Source organism: Thioalkalivibrio sp. ALMg11 (genome assembly GCF_000377905.1).
Taxonomy (GTDB): domain Bacteria; phylum Pseudomonadota; class Gammaproteobacteria; order Ectothiorhodospirales; family Ectothiorhodospiraceae; genus Thioalkalivibrio.
The window spans coordinates 284,821-306,803 of the sequence record NZ_KB898874.1 but is presented as its reverse complement, the minus strand read 5'-3'; the positions used below and the strand labels follow the sequence as shown (position 1 = coordinate 306,803).

Sequence of the window (21,983 nt, the reverse complement as noted above, 5' to 3'; positions counted from 1 at the left end):
GTAGCGGTGGAGTCGGCGGCGGTACGGGCCCTGAGCCCGGGCGGGGACCTGGCATCCGCAGTCGAAGGCTTCCGCCCGCGCGAGCCCCAGCAACGCATGGCCGTGGCGGTGGAAGAGGCACTGGCGACCGCGCCAACCGCTCTGCTGGTCGAGGCGGCGACCGGGGTGGGCAAGACCTTCGCGTACCTGGTGCCGATCCTGCAGTCGCGCCGGCGGGCACTGATCTCCACCGGGACCAAGACCCTGCAGGACCAGCTCTTCGATCGCGACCTGCCGGTGGTCTGCAAGGCCCTGGGATACCGCCCGCGGGCGGCGCTTCTGAAGGGCCGCGCCAATTATTTGTGCCACTACCGCCTGGAGCTGGCCGCGGCCGAGGCCGGCGGTGCAACCGGTGGCCCCGTGCGCCGCGATCAACTGCCGGTGATCGAGGCCCTGCAACGGTTTGCGCGTACGAGCCCCACCGGTGACCTGGGGCAGGCCGGAATCCTCGCGGAGGACTCGAGGCTGTGGCCGCAGGTGACCTCTACCGTGGACAACTGTCTGGGAGGGGAATGCCCGAGCTACAACGACTGCTTCGTGGTGCAGGCCCGCAAGCGGGCGCAGGAGGCGGACGTGGTGGTGGTTAATCATCACCTACTGCTCGCGGATATGGCCCTGAAGGAAGAGGGCTTCGGCGAACTCCTGCCGGAAGTCGACGCCGTAATTGTCGACGAGGCCCATCAGCTGCCCGACATTGCCGGGTCGTTTTTCGGCATTGCGGTTGGCACGCGGGCGTTGCGCGAACTGGCACGAGACACCCGGCGCGAGCAGGAACAGCATGCGCCGGAGATGCTGGATATCCGCCAGCGCATCGCGGAGCTGGAGGCGAGCGTGGCCGAGCTGCTGGACGCCTCGCGGACCTGGGAGGGCCGCTCCAGCTGGGATGCCGTCAGTCCGGCCGGCGAGCTCGATCCGTTGCTGGATCGCCTCGATACGAACCTCGGTTTTGTCGGGGACGCACTCGAGGCCGCGGCCGCTCGGGCGCCGGGCCTCGAGCAGCTGCGCGGGCGCAGCGCTCTGCTGCTGGAACGCCTGCGCGAATGGCGCGAAGAGAGCCCGGACACGGTGGCCTGGGCGGAGCGCTTCAGCCAGAGTCTGATCCTCCACCGCACGCCGCTGGATGCGGCACGGCCGCTGGCCCAGCGGCGTGCCGCACGGCCCGCCGCGTGGATCTTTACCTCGGCTACCCTGGCGGTGGGCGAGGATTTCGGCCATGCGGCGCGCCGGCTCGGTCTGCCGGCCGATGTTGCCAGCGAACGCCTGGACAGCCCGTTCGATTTCCCGAATCAGGCCTGTCTGGTGCATCCGCAGCCGCCGCTGCCCAACCCGAACGATCCGGGTTATACCCGAGCGTGTGTCGCCTGGGCCTGGCCGTTGCTGCGCGACAATCCGGGTGGCGGGTTCTTCCTGTTTACCAGCCACCGCGCCCTGCAGGAGGCGGCAGCGATCCTGCGCGCGGAGCTGCCGCGCGATCGCGAACTGCTGGTGCAGGGCGAACAGCCGCGGGGCGATCTGCTGGCGCGTTTTCGCGAGTCGGGCAATGCCTGGCTGCTGGGGGCGCACAGTTTCTGGGAAGGCGTCGACATCCGCGGCGAGGCCCTGTCGATCGTGATTATCGATCGCCTGCCGTTTGCCGCCCCGAACGACCCGGTGCTGCAGGCTCGCGCATCCGCGTTGGAGGCGGAGGGGCGTTCCCCGTTCATGGAGTTCACCCTGCCGCAGGCCGTGCTGGCACTGAAGCAGGGGGCCGGACGACTGATTCGGGACGCCGACGATGCGGGCATCCTGGCACTGTGCGATCCGCGGCTGACCGGAAAAGCCTATGGCCGGCGGTTCCTGGCCAGCCTGCCGGCGTTTCACCGTACCCGGGAGCCGGCCGCGGCGCTGCGTTTTCTGGAGCAGGCCCGGGGACGCGACACATGCGCTTGATCGCACTGGAGACGGCTACCGAGCAGTGTTCGGCAGCTCTTTATCTTGATGGCGAAATCCATTGCGTGCGCGAGCGCGCGGCGCGCCGGCATGGCGAGCTGATCCTGGGGCAGATCGAGCAGTTGCTGCGCGAGGCGGATGTGCCGCGTAGCAGCCTTGACGGCGTGGCCGTCGGACGGGGGCCGGGTGCGTTTACCGGCGTGCGCTTGGGTCTGGGCGTGGCGCAAGGGATTGCCTTCGCCCTGGACCGCCCCGTGGTGCCCGTGTCCACGTTGCAGGCCCTGGCCCAGCAGGCGCTGCGTGGTGATCGCCGGCCGGCGTCCGTGCTCGCGGCGCTGGATGCGCGCATGGGGGAGGTGTACTGGAGCCTTTGTCCGGTTCAGGGCGAGCGAGTGTGCCTTGGGGCGGAGCAGGTGGCCGCGCCGGAGAGCCTGGCGGTGGCCTGGCCTGTGGGCGAGCGGTACGGGCTGGGGTCGGCATTCGCCGCCTTCCCCGATTTGGCCGCCGCGCAGGGGCTGGCAATCGATGCGGTGGACGCTGACGCGCTGCCGGACGCGCTCGAGGTGGCGTTGCTGGCGGTGGATTCCTGGGAGCGTGGCGAGGCCGTGGCACCCGAAGACGCGCAGCCGGTGTATGTGCGCGACGATGTGGCCCGACCGGCCTCCCCCCGATGACTCAGGAACCCGAGATGAACACAACCCCGTACCCCTGGCACCCGCCACTGACTGCGACGATCAAGGCCTGCCCGGAAGATTTCCGGGTCAAGGAATTGCCGGCGACCCTGCCCGAAGGCCACGGCGAACATGTCTGGCTGGAGATCGAAAAGCGCCTGTTGAACAGCGAGGACGTAGCCGTCTGGCTGGCGCGCGAATCGGGCGCGGGCCGAGGCAAGGTCAGCTACGCCGGGCGCAAGGATCGCCAGGCGGTGACGCGCCAGTGGTTCAGCGTGCAGTGCCCGCCGGAGTCCGAGCCGGATTGGGCGGCCCTGGCCGAGGCCTGGAATGCCGCGCAGGAAATCGGGGAGGAGGCGGGCCGGATGCGGGTGCTGCAGGTGGTTCGCCACGCGCGCAAGCTGCGAACCGGGCACCTGGCCGGCAATCGCTTCGAGATCCGTCTGGGTGATGTACAGGGCGATCGCGAGGCCGCGGAACAGATCCTGGAGGCGATCCGTAGCGGGGGCATCCCCAACTATTTCGGGGCGCAACGCTTTGGCCGCGACAACCTGGCCAAGGCGCGCGCCTGGCTGGGGGGCGGCCGCGCGCCGCGCAGCCGCAATCAGCGCAGTCTGCTGTTGTCCGCTGCCCGTTCCGCGATCTTCAACGCGGTACTGGCCGAGCGGGTCCGCCGCGGGGACTGGGATCGGTTGCTGCCGGGCGATGTAGCCAATCTCGAGGGCTCGGGCAGCGTGTTTCCGGTGGCGGAAGTGGATGCCGAGCTGGAGGCGCGCGCCGCCCGGCTGGATATCCATCCGACTGGGCCGCTGTGGGGCAAGGGCGCGATGCAGACTGAAGGCGAGGTTCAGGCGCTGGAGGCGACGATGGCCGCTGGCGAGCCGGCCTTGGCGGAGGGGCTGGTGAAGGTGGACGTGAAGGCGGCTCGCCGCGCCCTGCGCATGGTTCCGGGGGCGGTGGACTGGCGCTGGGAGGGGGATGACCTGTGGCTGTCGCTGGAACTGGGGGCCGGCGAGTATGCGACCGGCCTGCTGGAGGCGATTTGCGTCCCACGGGACGCAGATCGCGCCTGATTCGCGTCAGGCGGAGTTCTTGAGCTTGCGTTCGGCGCGTTCGGCGCGCTGCTCGGCTTCCACGCGGGCGGTGATGTCCTTCTGGATGCCGATGTAGTAGGTGAGCCGGTCCTCGTCGTTGAACACCGGGGTCAGCGACAGCTCGTTCCAGAACAGGCTGCCGTCCTTGCGGTAGTTGCGCAGGGTCACACGGCAGGGCCGGTTTTCGTCGATGGCCGCACGAATCTCCTGGCGCACGTCCTGGTCGGTGTCTTCACCCTGCAGGAAGCGGCAGTCGCGATAGAGGATCTCCTCGGACCGATAGCCGGTGAGTTCCTCGAAGGCGTGATTCACGTAGATCAGGATGTTGTCGTCGCCTTCGCGCTCGGCGATGACGATGCCGTCATTGGAGGCATCTACGGCGAGGGCAAGCAGTTCGGCGTCTATCGTTCGCGTCATATAAGGCGTTTCGGTCGGGTCTGCGGGATGTGCCACACGGAGGGCCCGTTTCGGTGGCCCGCCTCTCGGCTTCTATGGCCAAAAATAGCACGTTCCCGTGTGATCGTGCTCGAAAATGGGTCATGTGGCGGGCGGCCCTGAGGGCGGATAGGCCACAAAAAAGGCCGCCCGGAGGCGGCCTCTTCAGATGGGCCCGGGACTCGGGCCGGATACCCCTGGATGCCTACATTTCCTGGGTCACGGTGAAGGCACCGCGCACGTCGCCCTCGCGGAAGCCGGTAGCTTGATCATCGGGGTAGAGACGTTCCAGCGCGTGCTTTACGTCCCCACTGACGTCGGAGCCGTGGCAGGACAGGCAGGCGCCACCGGTTGGGATGGCCGCCATGAAGCGGAATTTCGGGTCACCATCATCGGATTCAACGACGCCGAAGCGTGGCGGCAGATCCGGGGCCGGGGTGCCGGCCGCATGCTGGGCCTCGAAGCCCTGCAGGGTCAGGCGTTCCCAGCGGTCGGGTGCGTTGTCCTGATTGCGCAGCTTCAGGCTGGTGCGTCCGATCTGGATGCCGGTTTCCGCCGAGATGTCACGTGCGATTGCGGGAGCGCGCTCGTTGCACACCTGGATCGCTTCGGTGGGGCCGCCGGACTCCATGGCGGACATCAGTTCGCCCTGTAGGGTGCTGGCAAATTTCTGAATGGCGTCACGATTGGCAGCGATGCGCTCCTGCAGGTCGTCCTGAGAGAGCTGCGGCATGCTGTCTGCGCTCGCTTGGCCGCTGGCGGCAGAGAAGGCGATCAGGCCGAGGGCCAGGGGGGCAAGCTTCCAGTTCTTCATGGCAAATACCTCGCAGTGCAGAGTCCGTTGCGTCCTGTATATGTACAAGACCTGTACAAAGAGTGGACCGATCGTGAATAAAGTGCAAGGACGGTCATCACCGAATGATAGATGAATCCCGCTCAGGATTCCGGGTGCCGCCTCGCGAGTCTGGAGCCAGTCTAAGCATCCAAATCGCAAAATGCGAATATATCGAATGGCGCATGTGAGTGCGCCGTTTGGCGCCTTTAAGAGTGCTTCTGGATACCGCTTTCAGCGGCCCGAGCCAGTGCTCCGGGGTCGCTTGAGGAGGACGTAGACGGCACCGGTACCGCCGTCGGCCGGCCGCGCGGAGCAGAACGCAAGGACATCGTCGCGCTGGCGCAGCCAGTGATCGGTCAGGCCCTTGAGAACCGGCCCTTGCTGGCGCGAACGCAGGCCCTTGCCGTGCACGATCCGCACGCACAGGGCGCCGCCCCGGCGGGCATCATCGAGGAACAGGCCGATCGCGCGGCGTGCCTCGTCGGCGAACAGGCCGTGCAGGTCGATCTCGTCCTGGATGCGGTAGTGCCCGCCCCGCAGCTTGCGGAATACGCGCTGGCTGATGCCGGGGCGGGCAAAGCGGAGCTCATCGCCTGGTTGGAGGTCAGCGGCATTGAGCGGATCGCTGAGCCAGTCGGCGTGGGCGCGAGCCTCGTCGGCCTCTCGCTGGCGGGCCCGGGCGGCGGGAGGCGGGGGGCGGACATCGGCCTGATCACTGTGCAGCCGTCGCACGTTGCCAACGGCCTGCAGGAATTCGTCGAAATCGTTGGGATCATCCCCGGAGTTCATGGCAGGATACTCGCACTTTTCGGGGGGCAGGCGCGATCGAGTCGATTCGAGAGCGTCTCCCTGGACGGTTTCCAGTATATTGAGTGCCCTCCCAACGGCCCTGTTCCTGCATGCGCATTCTGGTTAGCAACGACGATGGAATTCACGCCCCGGGCATCCAGTGCCTGGCGACGCACCTGCGGCGGATTGCCGAGGTGCACGTGGTGGCCCCGGACCGGGATCGCAGCGGTGCCAGCAACAGCCTGACGCTGGTGCGGCCGCTGCGGGCGCGCCACCTCCAGAGCGGTGATGTACAGGTTGACGGGACCCCGACCGACTGTGTGCACCTGGCGATTACCGGGCTGTTGAAGAAGGAGCCGGACCTGGTGATCTCGGGCATCAACGCGGGCGCCAACATGGGGGATGACGTCCTGTATTCGGGGACGGTGGCGGCCGCGATGGAGGGGCGCTTCCTTGGTCTTCCGGCGATCGCGGTGTCGTTGGTGGGTCCGGACCTGCAGCACTACGATGCCGCGGCGAGCGTGGTAGTCGAGTTGCTGGACCGGATCAATCGTGTGCCGTTGCCGGCGGCCACCATCCTGAACGTGAATGTCCCCGATCTGCCGCGTGACGAGATCCGCGGCGTGCAGGCCACGCGTCTGGGGCATCGCCACAGGGCCGAGCCGATGATCGCCGACGAGGATCCGCGGGGACGGCCGATCTACTGGGTCGGGCCTGCGGGTTCCGAGCAGGATGCCGGGCCCGGCACGGACTTCCACGCGGTACGCGAGGGGTATGTCTCGGTGACACCGATCCAGGTGGACCTGACGCGCTTCGACGCGATCGACACGGTGGGGCGCTGGCTGGACGACTCCCTTCCGGAGGCTGGGCATGGTTCCTGACGCCACCGGCGCCGGTCTGACCTCGCAGCGTGCCCGTGACCGACTGGTCCGGTTGCTGGAGGGGCAGGGCATCCGCGACCCGCGAGTACTGGAGGCGATCCGCTCGATTCCGCGCCACCTGTTTGTCGAAGAGGCGCTGAGTCATCGCGCCTACGAAAACACGGCGCTGCCGATCGGCCATCGTCAGACCATCTCCCAGCCCTTTATTGTCGCGCGCATGACCGAGGCACTGCTCGAGGGCGAGCGCCCCCGGACGGTGCTGGAGATCGGAACCGGCTCCGGCTATCAGGCGGCGGTGCTGGCGCAGATCGTGGACCGGGTGTTCTCGGTGGAGCGCATTCAGGCGCTCAGCCGGAACGCCCGCGAACTGTTGAGCCGGCTGGGCATTAACAACGTGAATCTTCGCCACAGTGACGGGGCCGACGGCTGGCCGGACAAGGCGCCGTTCGACGGCATCATCCTGACCGCAGCGCCGAAGGAGGTCCCCGAGGCGTTATTGACCCAGCTGGCGCTGGGCGGGCGTCTGGTCGCGCCCGTGGAAGGCCCGGACGGGCGTCAGCAGCTGGTCCGCTATACCCGGACGGAAGAGGCCTATGTGCGCGATATCCTGGATGCGGTGATGTTCGTGCCGATGCTGCCGGGGGCCGAGCAATGACGGCGGACCCTGCATGTCGAGGCGTTTGTGACTGAATCGGTGGCTGCGGTACGGCATCGATGAAGTTCTTCGAGCCGCTCTACGACCGGGTGATGGCCTGGTCCCGCCATCGCCATGCGCCGCGTTACCTGGCCGGGCTCTCGTTTGCCGAGTCTTCCTTCTTTCCGATCCCCCCGGACGTGATGCTTGCGCCGATGGCGGCGGCGCAGCCGCGTTCTGCCTGGCGGCTGGCCGCGCTGACCACCCTGTTTTCCGCGCTTGGCGGCTTGCTGGGGTACCTGATTGGGTGGCTGGCGTTCGAGTGGATCGGGCCCTGGCTGCAGCAGATTGGATATGGCGAGGAGTTAAGCCAGGCCGAGGCCTGGTTTGACACCTGGGGGGTCTGGATCGTCCTGATCGCGGGCTTTTCACCCATTCCCTACAAGCTGTTCACCGTGACCGCCGGGGCGCTTTCGATGGCCCTGTTGCCGTTCTTTATCGCGTCGCTGGTGGGGCGCGGGCTGCGGTTCTTCCTGGTTGCGCTGTTCATGGCCTGGGCGGGGCCGCGCGCGGAGCGGCATTTGCGACCGTATATGGAGCGTGTGGGCTGGGCCGGCGTGATCCTGCTGGTCGCGGCGATGACGATCTATGTGGTAATGGGCTGACATGCGCCGGCGCATGGTTCAGGGATTGCTGGCCGCGCTGGTGCTGGTCCTGGTTGCGAATGTCCTGGCCGGTTGTGCGGCGCGTGCGCCCAGCGGGGCCTCGATGCCGGATACCCACGTGGTGCAGCGCAACGAGACGCTGTACCGCATTGCCCAGCGCTACGGCGTGGAATGGCGCGATCTGGCCCGGCGCAATGCCATCGGTGCCCCTTATGTAATCCATCCCGGTCAGCGCCTGCGGCTGCGAGGTGCGGCGCGCTCGTCGTCGCCCAGCGCGCCGCAGGCCTCCTCGCCGCCGAGCACGCGGCAGCCATCCTCGGGCGCTTCTGGCCGCGACAGCAGTGCCGGGGGCGGGGCCTCGTCCGGGTCCGCCTCAAGCTCGTCGACTTCGAGTCCGCCGCCTTCCGATCCGGGTGGCTGGCAATGGCCGGCGGCTGGCGAGGTGCTGCGCGGATTCTCCAGCAGCGGCACGCGGCGGGGGCTTGCGATCGGCGGCGAGCGGGGGGATCACGTTCGGGCAACGCGGGCCGGCGAAGTGGTCTATGCAGGTGGCGGACTGGTGGGGTATGGTCGATTGATCATCCTCAAGCACGACGCGCGGTTCCTTAGTGCCTACGGGCACAACGATGAATTGCTGGTGAGTGAGGGTGACCAGGTGCAGGCAGGCGACACCATCGCGCGTCTGGGGTCATCGGGGGCAGAGCGCCCGATGTTGCACTTCGAGATCCGGGTAGACGGGACGCCGGTAGACCCGGCGCGATACCTCCCGGACCGCTGACTCGATCGAGAGCAGGAAACTACATGGCCAAGACCCGGCAACCGGCCGCTCCGGAACTGGACAACGACACCCTGACCCACGATCCGGTCCTGGAGGAGGCGGCCCAGGTGCCCGAGGATCTGGCCCGACCGGTCGAAAAGATCGAGGAATCCGAGGATCCGGAAGATGACCCGGAGGCGGTGCTACCCGAGGTCACGGCCGGCCTGAAACCGGAAAAAGGCGCTCCGGTACGGCCGAAAACGCTGCGCGACGCCCGTCCCGCGGAACTGGATGCGATCCAGATCTACCTGCGCGATATCGAATACCGCCCACTGCTGACCCCCGAAGAAGAGCGCAAGTACGCGCGTCTGGCGCGCGAGGGCGATGAGGGCGGTCGCCGGCGCATGATCGAGTGCAACCTTCGGTTGGTGGTGAAGATCGCCCGGCGCTACCTGAACCGCGGCCTGCCGCTGCTTGACCTGATCGAGGAAGGCAATCTCGGTCTTATGCACTCGGTGGAGAAATTCGACCCGGAGCGGGGCTTTCGTTTTTCCACCTACGCCACCTGGTGGATCCGCCAGACCATCGAACGGGCCCTGATGAATCAGGGGCGGACCATCCGCATTCCGGTGCATGTAAGCAAGGAACTGCGCATGCACGCACGGATTGCGCGCAACCTGACGCAGGAACTGGGCCGCGACCCCACCGAGGAGGAGCTGGCGGAGCGCCTGGGCAAGCCGGTGGCGGAGATCCAGAAGCTGCGCGCGATGTCCGAGCCTTCCACCTCGATGGATCTGCCGTCGGGGCCAGACGGCGATCGCTCGCTGGCCGATATCCTTGCCGACGTGAATGCGCCCGAGCCCTCCGCGTTGCTGGAGGGTCAGGATCTTCACCATCTGGTGGATGCCTGGCTGGAAGAGCTCGACTACAAACAGCGCGAGGTGCTGGTGCGTCGGTTCGGGCTGCACGGATTCGAGCGCTCGACCCTGGAGCAGGTGGGGGCGGAGATCGGGGTGACCCGGGAGCGGGTGCGGCAGATTCAGATGGATGCGCTGAAGCGGCTGCGCAAGCTGCTGGAGTCACGCGGGATGAAGGGCGACGAGGTCCTGCCGAACTCCTGATCAGGCTGCCGGAGCAGGGGCTTATCCGTTGATGATCAGGGCCGCGGCGACGTCGCGGCCCTCGGCCATGATCAGGTTGTACGTGCGGCAGGCGGCCGCGGTGTCCATGATCTCCACCCCGAGGCCCTGCGAGCGCAGATGACGCCAGACGGCGCGGTCCGGGAATTGCTGGACCGTACCGGTGCCAATTAGCAGGACCTCGGGCGGCGCGTCCAGTATTGCTTGCAGGTGATCCACGCTCAGTTGTTCGATCGACTCCACTGGCCAGTCGGTGCGCAGTTCGTGCGGGCGTACGATCAGGCTGCGGTTGTGCGCAATCTGGTTGATTCCGACGCGCCCGGACTCGTAGCCGGTCACGATGTAGGAGTCTTCGCTGGTGACTTCGGAAAACAGCATTCCCTTACGCTACTCCGAGCCCGGGATATGCTCAAGATTCCATCCGCCCTTGGGGGAGTGCCCAAGCCTCGATTCGTTGACAGCCGAGGGCCCGGGTTATACTTTGGCGCGCTTTCCGGTGCGGCATCCGGAGGGGCCGTTTGGCCCTGCAAAGCGACCGTTAGGGAAACACTGATCAATGTACACGCTCGCGTTGGTACCCCAGGTTTTCCGAAACAAGGCGCGTCGCGCAGCGGGTAGTGGTTCTATCCGTAAGCGGCGCAACGCAGGATCGGGGAACCTGGGGTACCAACCCCACGAACTATTAAAAGCAGGGGCTCGGCCGCTTTTGTGCGCGCACGGCGTTGCGGTTCCCTTGTGCAGAATGACTGCACGGCAGTCGCCGCGCCTTGTTCGCACGCAAAAGCGACTCGAGCGCGAGCGGGTACATTGATCAGTGTTTCCCTAGCCCCAACCAGGACCCAGAATCCGTGACCGACGTCTTTCCCCGTATCGAGCGCCTCCCGCCCTACGTCTTCAACATCGTGAATCAGTTGAAGGCCGAGGCCCGCGCCCGTGGCGAGGACATCATCGACTTCGGCATGGGCAACCCGGACCAGCCGACCCCACAGCACATCGTGGACAAGCTGTGCGAGGCCGCGCAGCGTGGCGATACCCACCGCTATTCGGTCTCCAAGGGGATCCCGCGGCTGCGTCGGGCGATCACGCGCTGGTACAAGACCCGGTTCGACGTCGATCTGGACCCGGAGACCGAGGCGATCGTGACGATCGGCTCCAAGGAAGGCCTGGCGCACCTGGCGCTGGCGACCCTGGGCCCGGGCGACGCGGTACTGGTGCCGAATCCGGCCTATCCGATTCATCCCTATGGTTGCGTGATTGCCGGTGCAGACGTGCGCCATGTGCCGCTGACGCCGGATGTCGACTTCTTCGCCGAGCTGGAGCGGGCGATTCAGGACTCCTGGCCGAAGCCGAAGATGCTGATCCTCAACTTCCCGGCGAATCCGACCACCCAGTGCGTGGATCGGGAGTTCTTCGAGCGGGTGGTGGCGATCTGCAAGGAACATGGCATCTGGATCGTGCACGACCTGGCGTACGCAGAGATCAGCTTCGACGGCTACAAGGCGCCTTCGATCTTCGAGGTGCCGGGGGCGAAGGACATTGCGGTGGAGTTCTACACCCTGTCCAAGACCTACAACATGCCGGGCTGGCGCGTGGGCTTCATGTGCGGAAACGCGACCCTGGTCGCGGCCCTGGCGCGGATCAAGTCGTATCTCGACTACGGCACCTTCACCCCCATCCAGGTCGCTGCGATCGCGGCGCTGGAGGGCCCGCAGGACTGCGTGGAGGAGATTCGCGAGCTCTACCGTGTGCGCCGTGATGTCCTCTGCGAGGGGCTGAACAAGCTCGGCTGGCAGGTGGAGAAACCGAAGGCGACCATGTTCGTCTGGGCGCCGATCCCCGAGCCCTATCGCGAGATGGGCTCGCTGGAATTCGCCAAGAAGATGCTGCGCGATGCCAAGGTGGCCGTCTCGCCGGGAGTTGGCTTCGGCAACTACGGGGATGACCACGTGCGCTTCAGCCTGATCGAGAACGAACAGCGCACGCGCCAGGCCCTGCGCGGGATCAAGGCGATGCTGCGTGCGGACTCGATCCTGGCCGACGCCCCCGTGGAGAATCCGGGTTCGGGTAGCTGACACGCTCGCCGCAGGCTCCGAATGCAATCAACACCGGGCGCCACACGGCGCCCGAAGTCAAGGACAGCGAGGCTATGACGCCGGTAAAGATCGGAATTCTGGGACTGGGAACCGTCGGCTGCGGGACGATCAACGTGCTCGCGCGCAACGGCATCGAGATCGCCCGCCGCGCGGGTCGCGACATTCAGGTCGTGGCGGCTGCCGCGCGCGACATCCAGCGCGAGCGTGAGTGCGACTGCTCGCAGATCCGCCTGACCACCGATCCGGCCGAGGTCGTCAACGATCCGGAGGTCGAGGTCGTCGTCGAACTGATGGGCGGGACGGATCCCGCCCTGAGCCTGGTGCTGGCCGCGATTGACGCGGGCAAGCACGTGGTCACCGCCAACAAGGCCCTGATCGCGCTGCATGGCAACGCGATCTTCGAGCGTGCCCAGCAAAAGGGCGTGATGGTGGCCTTCGAGGCGGCAGTGGCCGGCGGTATCCCGATCATCAAGGCCATCCGCGAAGGTCTGGCCGGCAACCAGATCGAGTGGCTGGCCGGGATCATCAACGGCACCGGTAACTTCATCCTCAGCGAGATGCGCGACAAGGGTCGCGACTTCGAGGACGTACTGGCCGAGGCCCAGGCACTGGGCTATGCCGAGGCCGATCCGACCTTCGACGTGGAGGGCATCGACGCCGCGCACAAGCTGGCGATCCTGGCCTCGATCGCCTTCGGCATCCCGCTGCAGTTCGACCGTGTCGCGGTGGAGGGGATCAGCGATATCACCCGCGAGGATGTCGGCTTCGCCGCCGAGCTGGGATATCGCATCAAGCACCTGGGTATCGCCCGGCGCACGTCGAAGGGCTACGAGCTGCGGGTGCACCCGACGCTGATCCCGGAACGCCGGCTGATCGCGAACGTCGACGGCGTGATGAATGCCGTGCTGGTGAATGCCGACGCCGTCGGCCCGACGCTTTATTACGGCGCCGGGGCCGGGGCCGAGGCAACCGCCTCCGCAGTGGTGGCCGATCTGGTCGACGTGGTGCGTGCCCTGACCACGGATCCGGAGAACCGCGTGCCGCATCTGGCGTTCCAGCCGGATGCGCTGTCGGACAAGCCGGTCCTGGATCTTGCCGAGGTGGAGACCTCCTTCTACCTGCGCCTGCGCACCCAGGACCGGCCCGGCGTGCTGGCCGACATTACCCGTATCCTGGGCGAGCACGGCATCAGCATCGAGGCGATCCTGCAGCGCGAGCCGGACCCGGAGCGCGGCGAGGCCACGATCATCATGCTGACGCACAAGGTCCGCGAGGGCGCGATGAACGAGGCAATTGCCGCGATCGAGGCCCTGGATCACCTGTTGACCCCGATTACCCGTATCCGCATGGAAGGACTGGCGCGCTAGTCGGCGCGTTTTGCCTTTCGCAACGACGAAGAGAACACCATGGCCTTTGGACATCGCTATACCGGACTGATCGAGCGCTACCGTGACCGCCTGCCGGTGCACGACGACACGCGCATCATCTCGCTGGGCGAGGGCAACACGCCGTTGATCCGCCTGAACAACATCCCGCGCGAGCTCACGCGCGAGGTCGAGATCTACGTCAAGTTCGAGGGGCTGAACCCGACCGGATCGTTCAAGGATCGCGGTATGACCATGGCCGTGACCAAGGCCATCGAGGAGGGTTCGCGGGCGATTGTCTGCGCCTCCACCGGCAACACCTCGGCCGCCGCCGCCGCCTATGCGGCGCGCGCCGGCATTACCGCGTTCGTGGTGATACCGGACGGCAAGATCGCCCAGGGCAAGCTCGCCCAGGCGATGATGCACGGCGCCACGGTGATCCAGATCGAGGGCAACTTCGACGACGGCATGCGCCTGGTCAAGGAGGTCGCCTCGAACACGCCGGTGACGCTGGTGAACTCGGTGAATCCGTATCGCCTGCAGGGCCAGAAGACGGCCGCCTTCGAGATCGTCGAGGAGCTGGGCCGCGCCCCGGACTACCACTGCCTCCCGGTGGGCAACGCGGGGAACATCACCGCGCACTGGATCGGGTACAGCGAGATGGCGGCCAAGAGCAGCGACGACGTGACCGCCGCCTGTTCCTATTGCAAGGGCCACTGCAAGTACGCCGGTGGCGGCATGGTCGGCAACCGTCCGCACATGGTCGGCTATCAGGCGGCGGGATCCGCACCGTTCATGCGTGGCGCGATGGTCGATAACCCGGACACCGTGGCGACCGCGATCCGTATCGGCCATCCGCAGTCCTGGGACATGGCCTGGAAGGTCCGCGAGGAATCCGGCGGCTGGTTCGACGAGTGCCAGGACGACGAGATTCTTGCTGCGCAGAAGCTGCTGGCGGAAAAGGAAGGCGTGTTCTGCGAACCGGCTTCTGCCGCGTCGCTGGCCGGTGCGCTGCGCGACATCCGCGATGGCAAGATCCCGGAAGGCTCCACCGTGGTGTGCACGCTTACGGGTAACGGCCTGAAGGACCCGGATACAGCCATCGCCCAGAGCGTGGTTCAGCCAGCCAAGGTTCCGGCGGAGCTGGACGCGGTCTCCCGCGCGATTCGCGACAACCTGGTTTGAGGCGTCCCGCCATCGTGCGTGGCGCGATGGCGAAGAGCGAATCTGGCTCGAGTCAGGGCTTGCTGCGCAGGTCCAGGTCGAACAGGGTGTCGCCCCCCAGCCGGAAGATACGGCAAGGCGGGCGTAACGCCTGATCCAGCGAATCGATCTCCGGCAGGGTCACACCCGGTCGCCCGGAACCGATCAGCATGGGCGCAACGGTCAAGTGCAGCCGGTCCAGGGTGTCGGCCTCGAGAAAACGCGAGACGGTCTGGCCCCCGCCTTCGACCAGCAGGCGATGGAGGCCCATATCCGCAAGGCGACCGCGGATGTCGGCCGGGTCGAAGCGGCCGTCGGGCCCGGTGGGCATCTCGAGACATTCGACTTGTTCGGGCAGTCCGCAGGGCCCATACCCGGCTGCGTGCAGCACGATGGTGCGAACCTCGGCGTTTTGGAATACCTGGGCATCGGCGGCGATACGGCCGTCGGGGTCCAGGATCACGCGCACTGGATTCGGGCCTTCCGTCTTGCGCACGGTCAAGCGGGGGTCGTCGGCGACGACCGTGCCGGCGCCGACGATGACGGCATCCACCAGGGCCCGCAGCCGGTGCAGGCGCTCGATGTCCTCGGGGCCAGTGACGTAATGCGAATTGCCGCTCGCGGTGGCGATGCGTCCGTCCAGGCTCTGGCCCAATTGGGCCACGGTGATACTGGGGGCCTCGACGATGGGGCCGTAGAGATCCAGCAACTCGTGGGCCCCCGGCGCCAGCGGACCGGGCAGGGGGCAGCAGCCAGGATCGGCCCGCTGCGCCAACAGCCAGCGCCAGGCCTGCTCCTCGGTTACCGGATAGGCCGTCATGCCGCAATCCCCGGGGTTACGGGACCGCAAGTAGCCAGTTGGGGTAGGCTATTGCCGTCTTCGACCTGCCTGGCCAAGCCGGGGGCCGCATCCGGGGAATTCGCGGTTTGCGGGCTGGTCATAAACAAAACTCCGTATGGAAGCACCCGATGCACAACGCCGATCGCGGGATCTTTGATCTTCGCCGGGGCCATCCGGTCCTGGTGAGTGGTTCGCAGTCGAGTGTACTCGTTGCGGCTGTCGAGGGTCTGACCCCTGTGTTGCTGGATCGCCTGACCCACATGACCGGGTCCGCGCCTCGACTGATTCTAACCGCGCACCGCGCCTCTGCAATGGGCTGGTCGCAGCCGCTGCAGGAAGGCTGGGAAGGTGTGGCCCTGGAATTCGCGCCGAATACCGATCCCGAGGCCCTGTTTACACTGGCCAGCGCACCCGAGGCCTCGAACGAGGCTACCCATCCGGACGCCGCGATTGGCCAGCCCACGGTGGTTCGTGCGCTTCCCGCAGAGGTCGCGGCGCTGGAGCTCGTGCGTGCGGGGCGTCTGTTGCCGGCGGTGGTGGCCGCGCCGGTCCCCGAGCCGCTGCCGGAGGCCATTCGCACCGCCCTGGCGGATGGCATGTTCCTCGACGTGGACGAGCAGGAAGCGCGCGCGGTGGCCAAGCACCCGCGCCTGGAACTGGCCTATGTCAGCGAGGCCCCGGTGCCGCTGGCGGACGCGCCGGTCACCCGGTTCATGCTGTTCCGCGAGGGCAACGGGATCCTGGAGCACGTCGCGGTGCTGATTGGGGAGCCCAGCGAATGGCCGGATGCGGTACCGGTCCGGCTGCACTCCGCCTGTCTGACCGGGGATCTGTTCGGCAGCCTGCGCTGTGACTGCGGCGATCAGCTGCGCCTGGGCGTGAAGACCATCAACGACTCGGGTGGAGGCGTCCTGTTGTATCTGGCGCAGGAGGGTCGTGGCATTGGCCTGGCCAACAAGCTGCGCGCCTACACCATGCAGACGGCCGGGCTGGATACCATCGATTCCGATTGCCAGCTGGGGTTCGAGGCCGATGGCCGACGCTACGATGCGGCCGTGGAGATGCTGGAATTCCTCGGCATCGACAGCGTACGGTTGTTGACCAACAATCCCGGCAAGATGGATGCCCTGCGCGCCGGTGGCATCGACGTGGTGGCACGCGAGCCGGTGCATGGCAAGCTGAATCCGCACAACCTGCGCTATCTCAGCACCAAGGCCGACCGTGGCGGCCACTGGCTTCAGGAGCTTCTGGCTTCGGAGGCCGAGCGCGGCTGACGCGCGACTCTACGTCTCTGTCAGGGGGCGAGGCGCGTCAGGTCGAACCGGACCGCGTCGCGGATCGTGGCGGCCAGCGTGCCGGCGTAGTGTTCCACCAATTGCTGTCCCAACTCGGCAGTTGCGCCGCGGGCATCTCCGACCACGCCGGACGGGTGGAGGTCGCCCGCCATCCAGGCGAACGCCGCGCGTCCTTCGGGCTCCAGCACTTCCAGTTCGTTCTCCAGGCTCGCGCCCAGCGACGGTGCGTCCGCGGCCGCTTCCATGCGCACGTGCTCCGGAGCGAGGAACCGCATTATCGCGGTCTCGATCAGCCCGCCGTGCAGGCCATGGCGAAGCTCCGCGGGCGCGATTCCGACTGCCTTTGGCGGGGCCTGGGTGAAATAGTGATGCTTGACCACAAGCATGCCGTGGGCCCGGCGCAACTCCAGGGAGGCCAGATCGCAGATCGCGGTATTGCCGCCATGACTGTTGACGAGCAACAGGCGCCGCAGGCCGCTGCGGGACAAGCTGTCGCCGAGGTCGCGCAGGGCGGCCAGGGCGGTTTCGGGCTGCAGGGACAGGGTGCCGGGGAAGCCGGTGTGTTCGGTGCTGGTGGCGATCGCCATCGGCGGCAGGACCGCGATCGGAAGGTCCTCCGGCATGGTCTCGCAGGCGGCCTGCAGAAGGCCCAGTCCGATGCGATAGTCGGTATCCAGCGGCAGGTGGGGGCCGTGTTGTTCGATGGCCGAGAGGGGCAGGATCGCGACCGCGTCGCGAGCGGCGAGCGCGGCGATCCCGTCGCTCGTGTGGTGTTGCCACCAGGGGAGGTTGTCGGCGTTCATTCGCTCAGCCTTGCCGCTCGGACCGGTTCCGTCAAGGCGACCCCATCAAGTGTCGTGTCGGCGGGCGTACAGGTCGCCCGAACCCAGGCGTTCGCCGTGTTGTTCCAGCCAGGCAAGGATCGCCGCACCGGATTGCCAGTCTGCGAATTGATACTCGCGGCGTTCGCCGCGGATCAGGTTGTATTCGTACGGGCCCAGTTCCGCGATCTGCTCGAGGCAGTCGCGGGTGACGTCCAGCGCGCCGGCTACGAACTCGAAGGACAGGGCGGAGATGGGGTGGCTCAGGCCGCGCAGAACCTCGGCCTCCATGCCCTCGACGTCGATTTTGCAGAAGGTCGGGAGACCGTATTCGGCGATGAGCTGGTCGAGGGTGACCATGGGCACCGCGATCTCTTCGTCCCAGCGTACGTGTTCAAAGCTGCGGTTGCGGGTGCGCAGTGATCGCACCCAGGAACGCGAGGCGGAGGAGACGGTCGGGTGACGGCGGCTGACCTGCAGCTGCGCGGTACCAGGGCGTGGCCCGGCCACCTCGCGCCGGATCGAGATGCCCGGGCGCCCTCGGACCGCGCGGCGCAGCCAGGGGAGGAGCTGCGGTTGCGGTTCCAGGGCGACGACGCGCGCGCCGAGGTCCGCAAACGCTCGGGTGCGGTCGCCTACATGGGCTCCTATGTCGAACACCAGGTCCCCGGACTGAATAAACGGGGCATACATATGCTGCAGTCCGCGCTGGCGTCCTGGGCGACGATAGATGATCAGGGATCGCAGGACGCCAATGGCCTGGTCCAGCCAGCGCGGACTTTGCGTGAGAATGCTCATCCCCGCAGGCTAACCGAGCAGGCGCTGCGGGGGAACGCCTGGGGCGCGGTGGGGTCTTCTGGGTAGTTCGCCCGCTGGGCCATTTGCAAGCAGATTCGCGGGAAGATGCTCGCCGGAAAAGCGGTGTCCGCATATGGCGTTCGAGACGAGGAGTGATGCATGCAGGCAGGTTTTCGGGTTGGGACATGGGCGGGTGCTGTTGGCCTGCTGGCGACGTTGATGGCGGGTACCGTGCAGGCGGACGGCGATTGTCCGGCTCCCGGGGCCTGGTCCACGCCGGCGGGCGAGCCCCTGAATGCCGCCGAGCTGTATGTCGACCTTGCCACCCGCGAGGCGGTGTTGCTGGGTGAGCGCCACGACCGGATGGATCATCATCGCTGGCAACTGGGCACGCTTTCAGCGCTGCATGGGCAGCGTCCGGACATGGTGATCGGGCTTGAGATGCTGCCCCGCTCCAGGCAGCCGGTGCTGGATGCCTGGGTCGCCGGCGAGCTGGCGCCGGAAGAATTTCTGGAGGAGAGCGGCTGGTATGAGGCCTGGAGTTTCGATCCGGAGTTGTACTGGCCGATCCTGCACTTTGCCCGGGTCCACGACGTACCGCTGCTGGCGCTGAACCTGGAGCGGGAATATATCCAGCGCCTGGGGCATGAGGGCTGGGAAGCCGTGGACGCGGCTACTCGGGACGGCGTCTCGGCGCCGGCGGAGGCGAGCGAAGGTTATCGGGACTATCTGGAGGCTGTGCTGGAGCGCCATCCGGCGGGCATGGGACCCGATCCGGAGCGGTTCATCGCGACGCAGTTGGCGTGGGACCGGATGATGGCCGGCGGCATTGCGGCGCGGATCGAGGCGGGGGGCGAGCCCCCGCCACTGGTGGTCGCGATCATCGGGTCCGGCCACCTGGAATACGGGTATGGGGTGCCCCATCAACTGGTGGATCTGGGCGTCACCGAGGCCGCAGTGTTACTGCCGCGCGAACCCGGCGATTGCGCGGACAGCGATCCGGCGCTTGCGCATGCGATCTTCGGTGTCCCGCACGACGAGCGTTTTGAACGTTCGGGATCGATGCTGGGAGTCCATCTGGAGTCCGATGGCGATCCAGGTATTCGCATTCTCCGGGTACAAGAGGGTTCGGTCGGCGAGGCCGCCGGGCTACAGGCCGGCGATCGGGTACTGCAGGCGGGCGAACGGACGATCCGTGCAACAAGCGATCTGCAGCGGGTGGTGCAGGCAACTCCACCGGGGACGTGGCTGCCGCTGGAAATCGAGCGTGAAGGCGAGCGGCTCGAGCGCGTAGCGCGCTTCCCGCGCGAGGACTGACGCATATGCGCCTGGGTGTGTTGCTGTGCAGCGCCGTCTTGTGGGTGGCCGGTGGCGTTGCGCTGGCCAGCGAGACCTTCGAGGGCATCACCCTGGAGGTTGAACTGGACCCTGGGACGTCACGGCTGGAGGGGCGTTTCGAGGTGGACCCGGGGCAGCTCGATCCAGCCTCTCTGCGGCGGTTTCGGCTCGATCCGGGTATCGCCGTGGATGCCGTTACCCTGGGCGGCCAAGCGGTGGAGTTCTACCGCAGCGGGGATGGCTGGCTGGAACTGGCGCGCGACCCGGCAGCGGATGCGGGGCCTTTGGCGATTCGCTATGGCGCGCGTCTTCCGCTGCCCGCCGAGGCGCGTCCGGGGAGCGGGTATCTGGGCCCGGACGGCGGGTATCTGCCGCCAGGGGCCGACTGGTATCCGCGCCGCCCGGACGCCGAGCCCCATGCAGTACGCATCGAGTTGAAGAGTCTCGGTGGCCATCTCGGCGTGACTTCCGGGTCGCGAGTGGCCGAGGAGCGACGCGGTGACGAATACCAGGCCACGTTCGAGCACCCGGCCGGTCGCGCCCTGGCAGTGGCCACCGGCCCCTGGGAATCGGCCGAGCAGAGGGTCGGCGAGGTGGAGGTGCGCACCTTGTTCCCAGCCGGCCTGGAACAGCGATTCGGGGAGACCTATCGCGAGCAGGCGGCCAAATACCTGCAGCGCTTCAATGACGAGATCGGGCCGTACCCGCTTGCGACCTTCACGATCGCGGCGAGTCCGCAGCCCGTGGGGCTGGCGTTCTCCGGCTTCACGCTGTTGGGGGAGCGGGTGATTCCGCTGCCGTTTATTCCGTATACCTCGCTGGGCCACGAGGTCCTGCACGCCTGGTGGGGAACCGGGGTGTACGTGGACTATTCGGGCGGCAACTGGTCGGAGGGTCTGACGACCTACATGGCCGACTATCAGTTCAAGCGCGAACGCGGCGAAGGGCGGGAGGAACGGGGCCAGTGGCTGCGGGACTACGCGGCCTTGCCGGCCGGGGAAGATCGCGCGCACGGGAGCTTCCGCGGCGGCAATTCCGGGGCGGCCCGTATCGCCGGTTACCACCGCGGCGCGATGTTGTGGCGGATGCTGGAGGACCGGATCGGCCGCGAGGTATTCCTGACAGGCGCGCGCGCCCTCTACGACGAATGGCGCTTTGTTGAGGCGGACTGGGATGCCGTGATCGGGGCATTCGACGACGTGACGGACGAAGACCTGCGGCCGTTCTTTGCCCAGTGGGTAGAGCGTGCCGGTGCGCCTGAGCTGGAACTGACGGAACTGCACCGCGGGGCGCGGGGAGACGGTTGGCGAGTACAGGGCCGGCTGCAACAACGCGACGAGCAGGCCCCTTGGGAGCTGTATGTCCCGCTGGAGCTGGAAACCGAGAACGGCCGCGAGACGCATTGGGTCGAGCTGAATGAGGTAGAGAAGGGGATTTCGCTGGAGACCTCCAGCCGACCCCTGGCCATTGCCATCGACCCCGACTGGCGAATGTTCCGCCATCTGGCAGCGGACGAATCGCCCGCCATCCTGCGTCAGGGTGCCCTGGACCCGGAAGCCCGGGTTGTGGCGCTGGACGACGCCGAGGCCTCCGAGGTCGCCCCCTGGCTGGGTCGGGTGCCGGGTTCCGCGGACGATGCAGAAGGCACGCGGATCGTGCTGGGCTCGCATTCCTCTGTGGCGGTCTGGCTGGAGAGACGTGATCTGCCGAACGACCCGGCCGTACTGGCGAACGCAGGCGAAATGGGTCCGGGTGCGCGGGCCTGGGCCGTACCGGATACCCGGTTGATCGTCGTCAGTGGCGCGGACGCGGATGCACGACGCGAGGCCGCGGCCGCACTGCGGCATCGATCGCACTACAGTTACCTGTTGCCCGGCGCGAAGGGCGCGTGGCAGACCGGCCTTTGGGCCCAGCCGGGAATATGGCAGGAGCTTGCCGATGACGAATGAATTTCTGCTGGATCCACGCCTCGAGGCAGATACCTGGGCGGCGGCCGAGTGGCCGCTATCGCGGCTGCGGTTGATGGATCATCACGACTATCCCTGGTTCATCCTGGTGCCGCGTCGCGCCGATGTGCGCGAACTGCATCAACTGGCCCCCGAGGATGCCATCCAGCTGGCTCGCGAGTCCGGTGCACTGGCGCGGGCGATGGAGCAGGCCTTCGCTCCGAAGGCGCTGAACGTGGCCAAGCTTGGCAATATCGTGGAGCAGCTGCACCTGCATCATGTAGCGCGCCGCGAGGGGGACCCGGCGTGGCCCGGCCCCGTGTGGGGTGCCCCAAAATCGCGCGGGCTGGAAACGCAAGAGGCCGAGGACCGCATTGCGCGGGTCCTCGGCCTCGTCGGAGACGTCGGCGGTTAGG

General features: G+C 67.1%; 22 protein-coding genes. 15 read left to right on the top strand and 7 right to left on the bottom strand.

Going from position 1 to position 21,983, the window contains the following annotated elements:
* Positions 1 to 6 precede the first annotated feature (6 nt).
* From D578_RS0108955 to truD, 3 genes are read left to right on the top strand one after another with little or no spacing between them, the layout of a single operon-like run.
* On the top strand, positions 7 to 1,968 hold the full coding sequence (locus D578_RS0108955) for an ATP-dependent DNA helicase (protein WP_018949628.1): 1,962 nt from the start codon (positions 7 to 9) through the stop codon (positions 1,966 to 1,968).
* The gene (gene tsaB, locus D578_RS0108950) at positions 1,959 to 2,642 is read left to right on the top strand and encodes a tRNA (adenosine(37)-N6)-threonylcarbamoyltransferase complex dimerization subunit type 1 TsaB (RefSeq protein WP_018949627.1); all 684 of its coding nucleotides are present in this window, start codon (positions 1,959 to 1,961) and stop codon (positions 2,640 to 2,642) included. Before D578_RS0108955 ends, tsaB begins: the two co-directional genes overlap by 10 nt.
* Positions 2,643 to 2,656: 14 nt before the next feature.
* Positions 2,657 to 3,712, top strand: a complete 1,056-nt coding sequence (truD, locus tag D578_RS0108945; RefSeq protein ID WP_018949626.1) for a tRNA pseudouridine(13) synthase TruD — start codon at positions 2,657 to 2,659, stop codon at positions 3,710 to 3,712.
* Between the two features lie 6 nt (positions 3,713 to 3,718).
* Here truD and D578_RS0108940 read toward each other — a convergent pair whose 3' ends face one another.
* The 3 genes from D578_RS0108940 to D578_RS0108930 all read right to left on the bottom strand — a co-directional run bounded on the left by D578_RS0108940 (position 3,719) and on the right by D578_RS0108930 (position 5,792).
* Positions 3,719 to 4,150 (bottom strand): PAS sensor domain-containing protein, encoded by a 432-nt coding sequence (locus D578_RS0108940; protein WP_018949625.1) that lies wholly within the window; start codon positions 4,148 to 4,150, stop codon positions 3,719 to 3,721.
* A 223-nt stretch (positions 4,151 to 4,373) separates the two neighbouring features.
* Positions 4,374 to 4,982 carry a DUF3365 domain-containing protein gene (locus D578_RS0108935; protein ID WP_018949624.1) on the bottom strand — a complete coding sequence of 203 codons (609 nt, stop codon included), beginning with the start codon at positions 4,980 to 4,982 and terminating at the stop codon, positions 4,374 to 4,376.
* Positions 4,983 to 5,234: 252 nt separating this feature from the next.
* The gene (locus tag D578_RS0108930) at positions 5,235 to 5,792 is read right to left on the bottom strand and encodes a Smr/MutS family protein (RefSeq protein WP_018949623.1); all 558 of its coding nucleotides are present in this window, start codon (positions 5,790 to 5,792) and stop codon (positions 5,235 to 5,237) included.
* Between the two features lie 110 nt (positions 5,793 to 5,902).
* Between D578_RS0108930 and surE the strand changes: the two genes are divergently transcribed.
* The 5 genes from surE to rpoS are packed head-to-tail and all read left to right on the top strand — an operon-like array spanning position 5,903 to position 9,850.
* Positions 5,903 to 6,673 carry a 5'/3'-nucleotidase SurE gene (surE, locus tag D578_RS0108925; RefSeq protein ID WP_018949622.1) on the top strand — a complete coding sequence of 257 codons (771 nt, stop codon included), beginning with the start codon at positions 5,903 to 5,905 and terminating at the stop codon, positions 6,671 to 6,673.
* Positions 6,663 to 7,328, top strand: coding sequence for a protein-L-isoaspartate(D-aspartate) O-methyltransferase (locus D578_RS0108920; RefSeq protein ID WP_018169643.1), 666 nt, complete (start codon positions 6,663 to 6,665; stop codon positions 7,326 to 7,328). Before surE ends, D578_RS0108920 begins: the two co-directional genes overlap by 11 nt.
* 59 nt (positions 7,329 to 7,387) lie before the next feature.
* Positions 7,388 to 7,972: a YqaA family protein gene (locus D578_RS0108915; protein WP_018949621.1), complete on the top strand. Its 585-nt coding sequence runs from the start codon at positions 7,388 to 7,390 to the stop codon at positions 7,970 to 7,972.
* A gap of 1 nt (position 7,973) precedes the next feature.
* Positions 7,974 to 8,750 carry a peptidoglycan DD-metalloendopeptidase family protein gene (locus D578_RS0108910; protein WP_018949620.1) on the top strand — a complete coding sequence of 259 codons (777 nt, stop codon included), beginning with the start codon at positions 7,974 to 7,976 and terminating at the stop codon, positions 8,748 to 8,750.
* Between the two features lie 23 nt (positions 8,751 to 8,773).
* Positions 8,774 to 9,850, top strand: coding sequence for an RNA polymerase sigma factor RpoS (gene rpoS, locus D578_RS0108905; RefSeq protein WP_018949619.1), 1,077 nt, complete (start codon positions 8,774 to 8,776; stop codon positions 9,848 to 9,850).
* A gap of 21 nt (positions 9,851 to 9,871) precedes the next feature.
* On the opposite strand, the gene D578_RS0108900 is transcribed toward rpoS, so the two are convergent.
* The gene (locus D578_RS0108900) at positions 9,872 to 10,246 is read right to left on the bottom strand and encodes an Mth938-like domain-containing protein (protein WP_018949618.1); all 375 of its coding nucleotides are present in this window, start codon (positions 10,244 to 10,246) and stop codon (positions 9,872 to 9,874) included.
* Between the two features lie 470 nt (positions 10,247 to 10,716).
* On the opposite strand from D578_RS0108900, the gene alaC reads away from it, so the two are divergent.
* The 3 genes from alaC (at position 10,717) to thrC (ending at position 14,510) form a co-directional block, all read left to right on the top strand.
* A complete protein-coding gene (gene alaC, locus D578_RS0108895) occupies positions 10,717 to 11,940 on the top strand; it encodes an alanine transaminase (RefSeq protein WP_018949617.1) in 1,224 nt (407 codons plus the stop codon).
* A gap of 74 nt (positions 11,941 to 12,014) precedes the next feature.
* Positions 12,015 to 13,328 carry a homoserine dehydrogenase gene (locus D578_RS0108890; protein ID WP_018949616.1) on the top strand — a complete coding sequence of 438 codons (1,314 nt, stop codon included), beginning with the start codon at positions 12,015 to 12,017 and terminating at the stop codon, positions 13,326 to 13,328.
* Between the two features lie 39 nt (positions 13,329 to 13,367).
* Entirely contained in the window at positions 13,368 to 14,510 is a 1,143-nt protein-coding gene (thrC, locus tag D578_RS0108885; protein WP_018949615.1) for a threonine synthase, read from the top strand.
* A gap of 52 nt (positions 14,511 to 14,562) precedes the next feature.
* On the opposite strand, the gene D578_RS0108880 is transcribed toward thrC, so the two are convergent.
* Positions 14,563 to 15,348 carry a RibD family protein gene (locus tag D578_RS0108880; protein ID WP_018949614.1) on the bottom strand — a complete coding sequence of 262 codons (786 nt, stop codon included), beginning with the start codon at positions 15,346 to 15,348 and terminating at the stop codon, positions 14,563 to 14,565.
* A gap of 149 nt (positions 15,349 to 15,497) precedes the next feature.
* Between D578_RS0108880 and ribA the strand changes: the two genes are divergently transcribed.
* Positions 15,498 to 16,643: a GTP cyclohydrolase II RibA gene (ribA, locus tag D578_RS0108875; protein ID WP_018949613.1), complete on the top strand. Its 1,146-nt coding sequence runs from the start codon at positions 15,498 to 15,500 to the stop codon at positions 16,641 to 16,643.
* 20 nt (positions 16,644 to 16,663) lie between these two features.
* Here the strand turns inward: ribA and D578_RS0108870 are convergent, their stop codons facing one another.
* Together D578_RS0108870 and D578_RS0108865 are read right to left on the bottom strand one after the other, a co-directional pair.
* The gene (locus D578_RS0108870; protein ID WP_018949612.1) at positions 16,664 to 17,467 is read right to left on the bottom strand and encodes a creatininase family protein; all 804 of its coding nucleotides are present in this window, start codon (positions 17,465 to 17,467) and stop codon (positions 16,664 to 16,666) included.
* A gap of 45 nt (positions 17,468 to 17,512) precedes the next feature.
* Positions 17,513 to 18,283: an FkbM family methyltransferase gene (locus tag D578_RS0108865; protein ID WP_018949611.1), complete on the bottom strand. Its 771-nt coding sequence runs from the start codon at positions 18,281 to 18,283 to the stop codon at positions 17,513 to 17,515.
* A gap of 159 nt (positions 18,284 to 18,442) precedes the next feature.
* Between D578_RS0108865 and D578_RS0108860 the strand changes: the two genes are divergently transcribed.
* The 3 genes from D578_RS0108860 to D578_RS0108850 are packed head-to-tail and all read left to right on the top strand — an operon-like array spanning position 18,443 to position 21,982.
* Positions 18,443 to 19,600, top strand: a complete 1,158-nt coding sequence (locus tag D578_RS0108860; RefSeq protein WP_026289267.1) for a ChaN family lipoprotein — start codon at positions 18,443 to 18,445, stop codon at positions 19,598 to 19,600.
* Positions 19,601 to 19,605: 5 nt separating this feature from the next.
* The gene (locus D578_RS0108855) at positions 19,606 to 21,570 is read left to right on the top strand and encodes a M1 family metallopeptidase (protein ID WP_018949609.1); all 1,965 of its coding nucleotides are present in this window, start codon (positions 19,606 to 19,608) and stop codon (positions 21,568 to 21,570) included.
* On the top strand, positions 21,560 to 21,982 hold the full coding sequence (locus D578_RS0108850; RefSeq protein ID WP_018949608.1) for an HIT domain-containing protein: 423 nt from the start codon (positions 21,560 to 21,562) through the stop codon (positions 21,980 to 21,982). Before D578_RS0108855 ends, D578_RS0108850 begins: the two co-directional genes overlap by 11 nt.
* Position 21,983 lies beyond the last annotated feature (1 nt).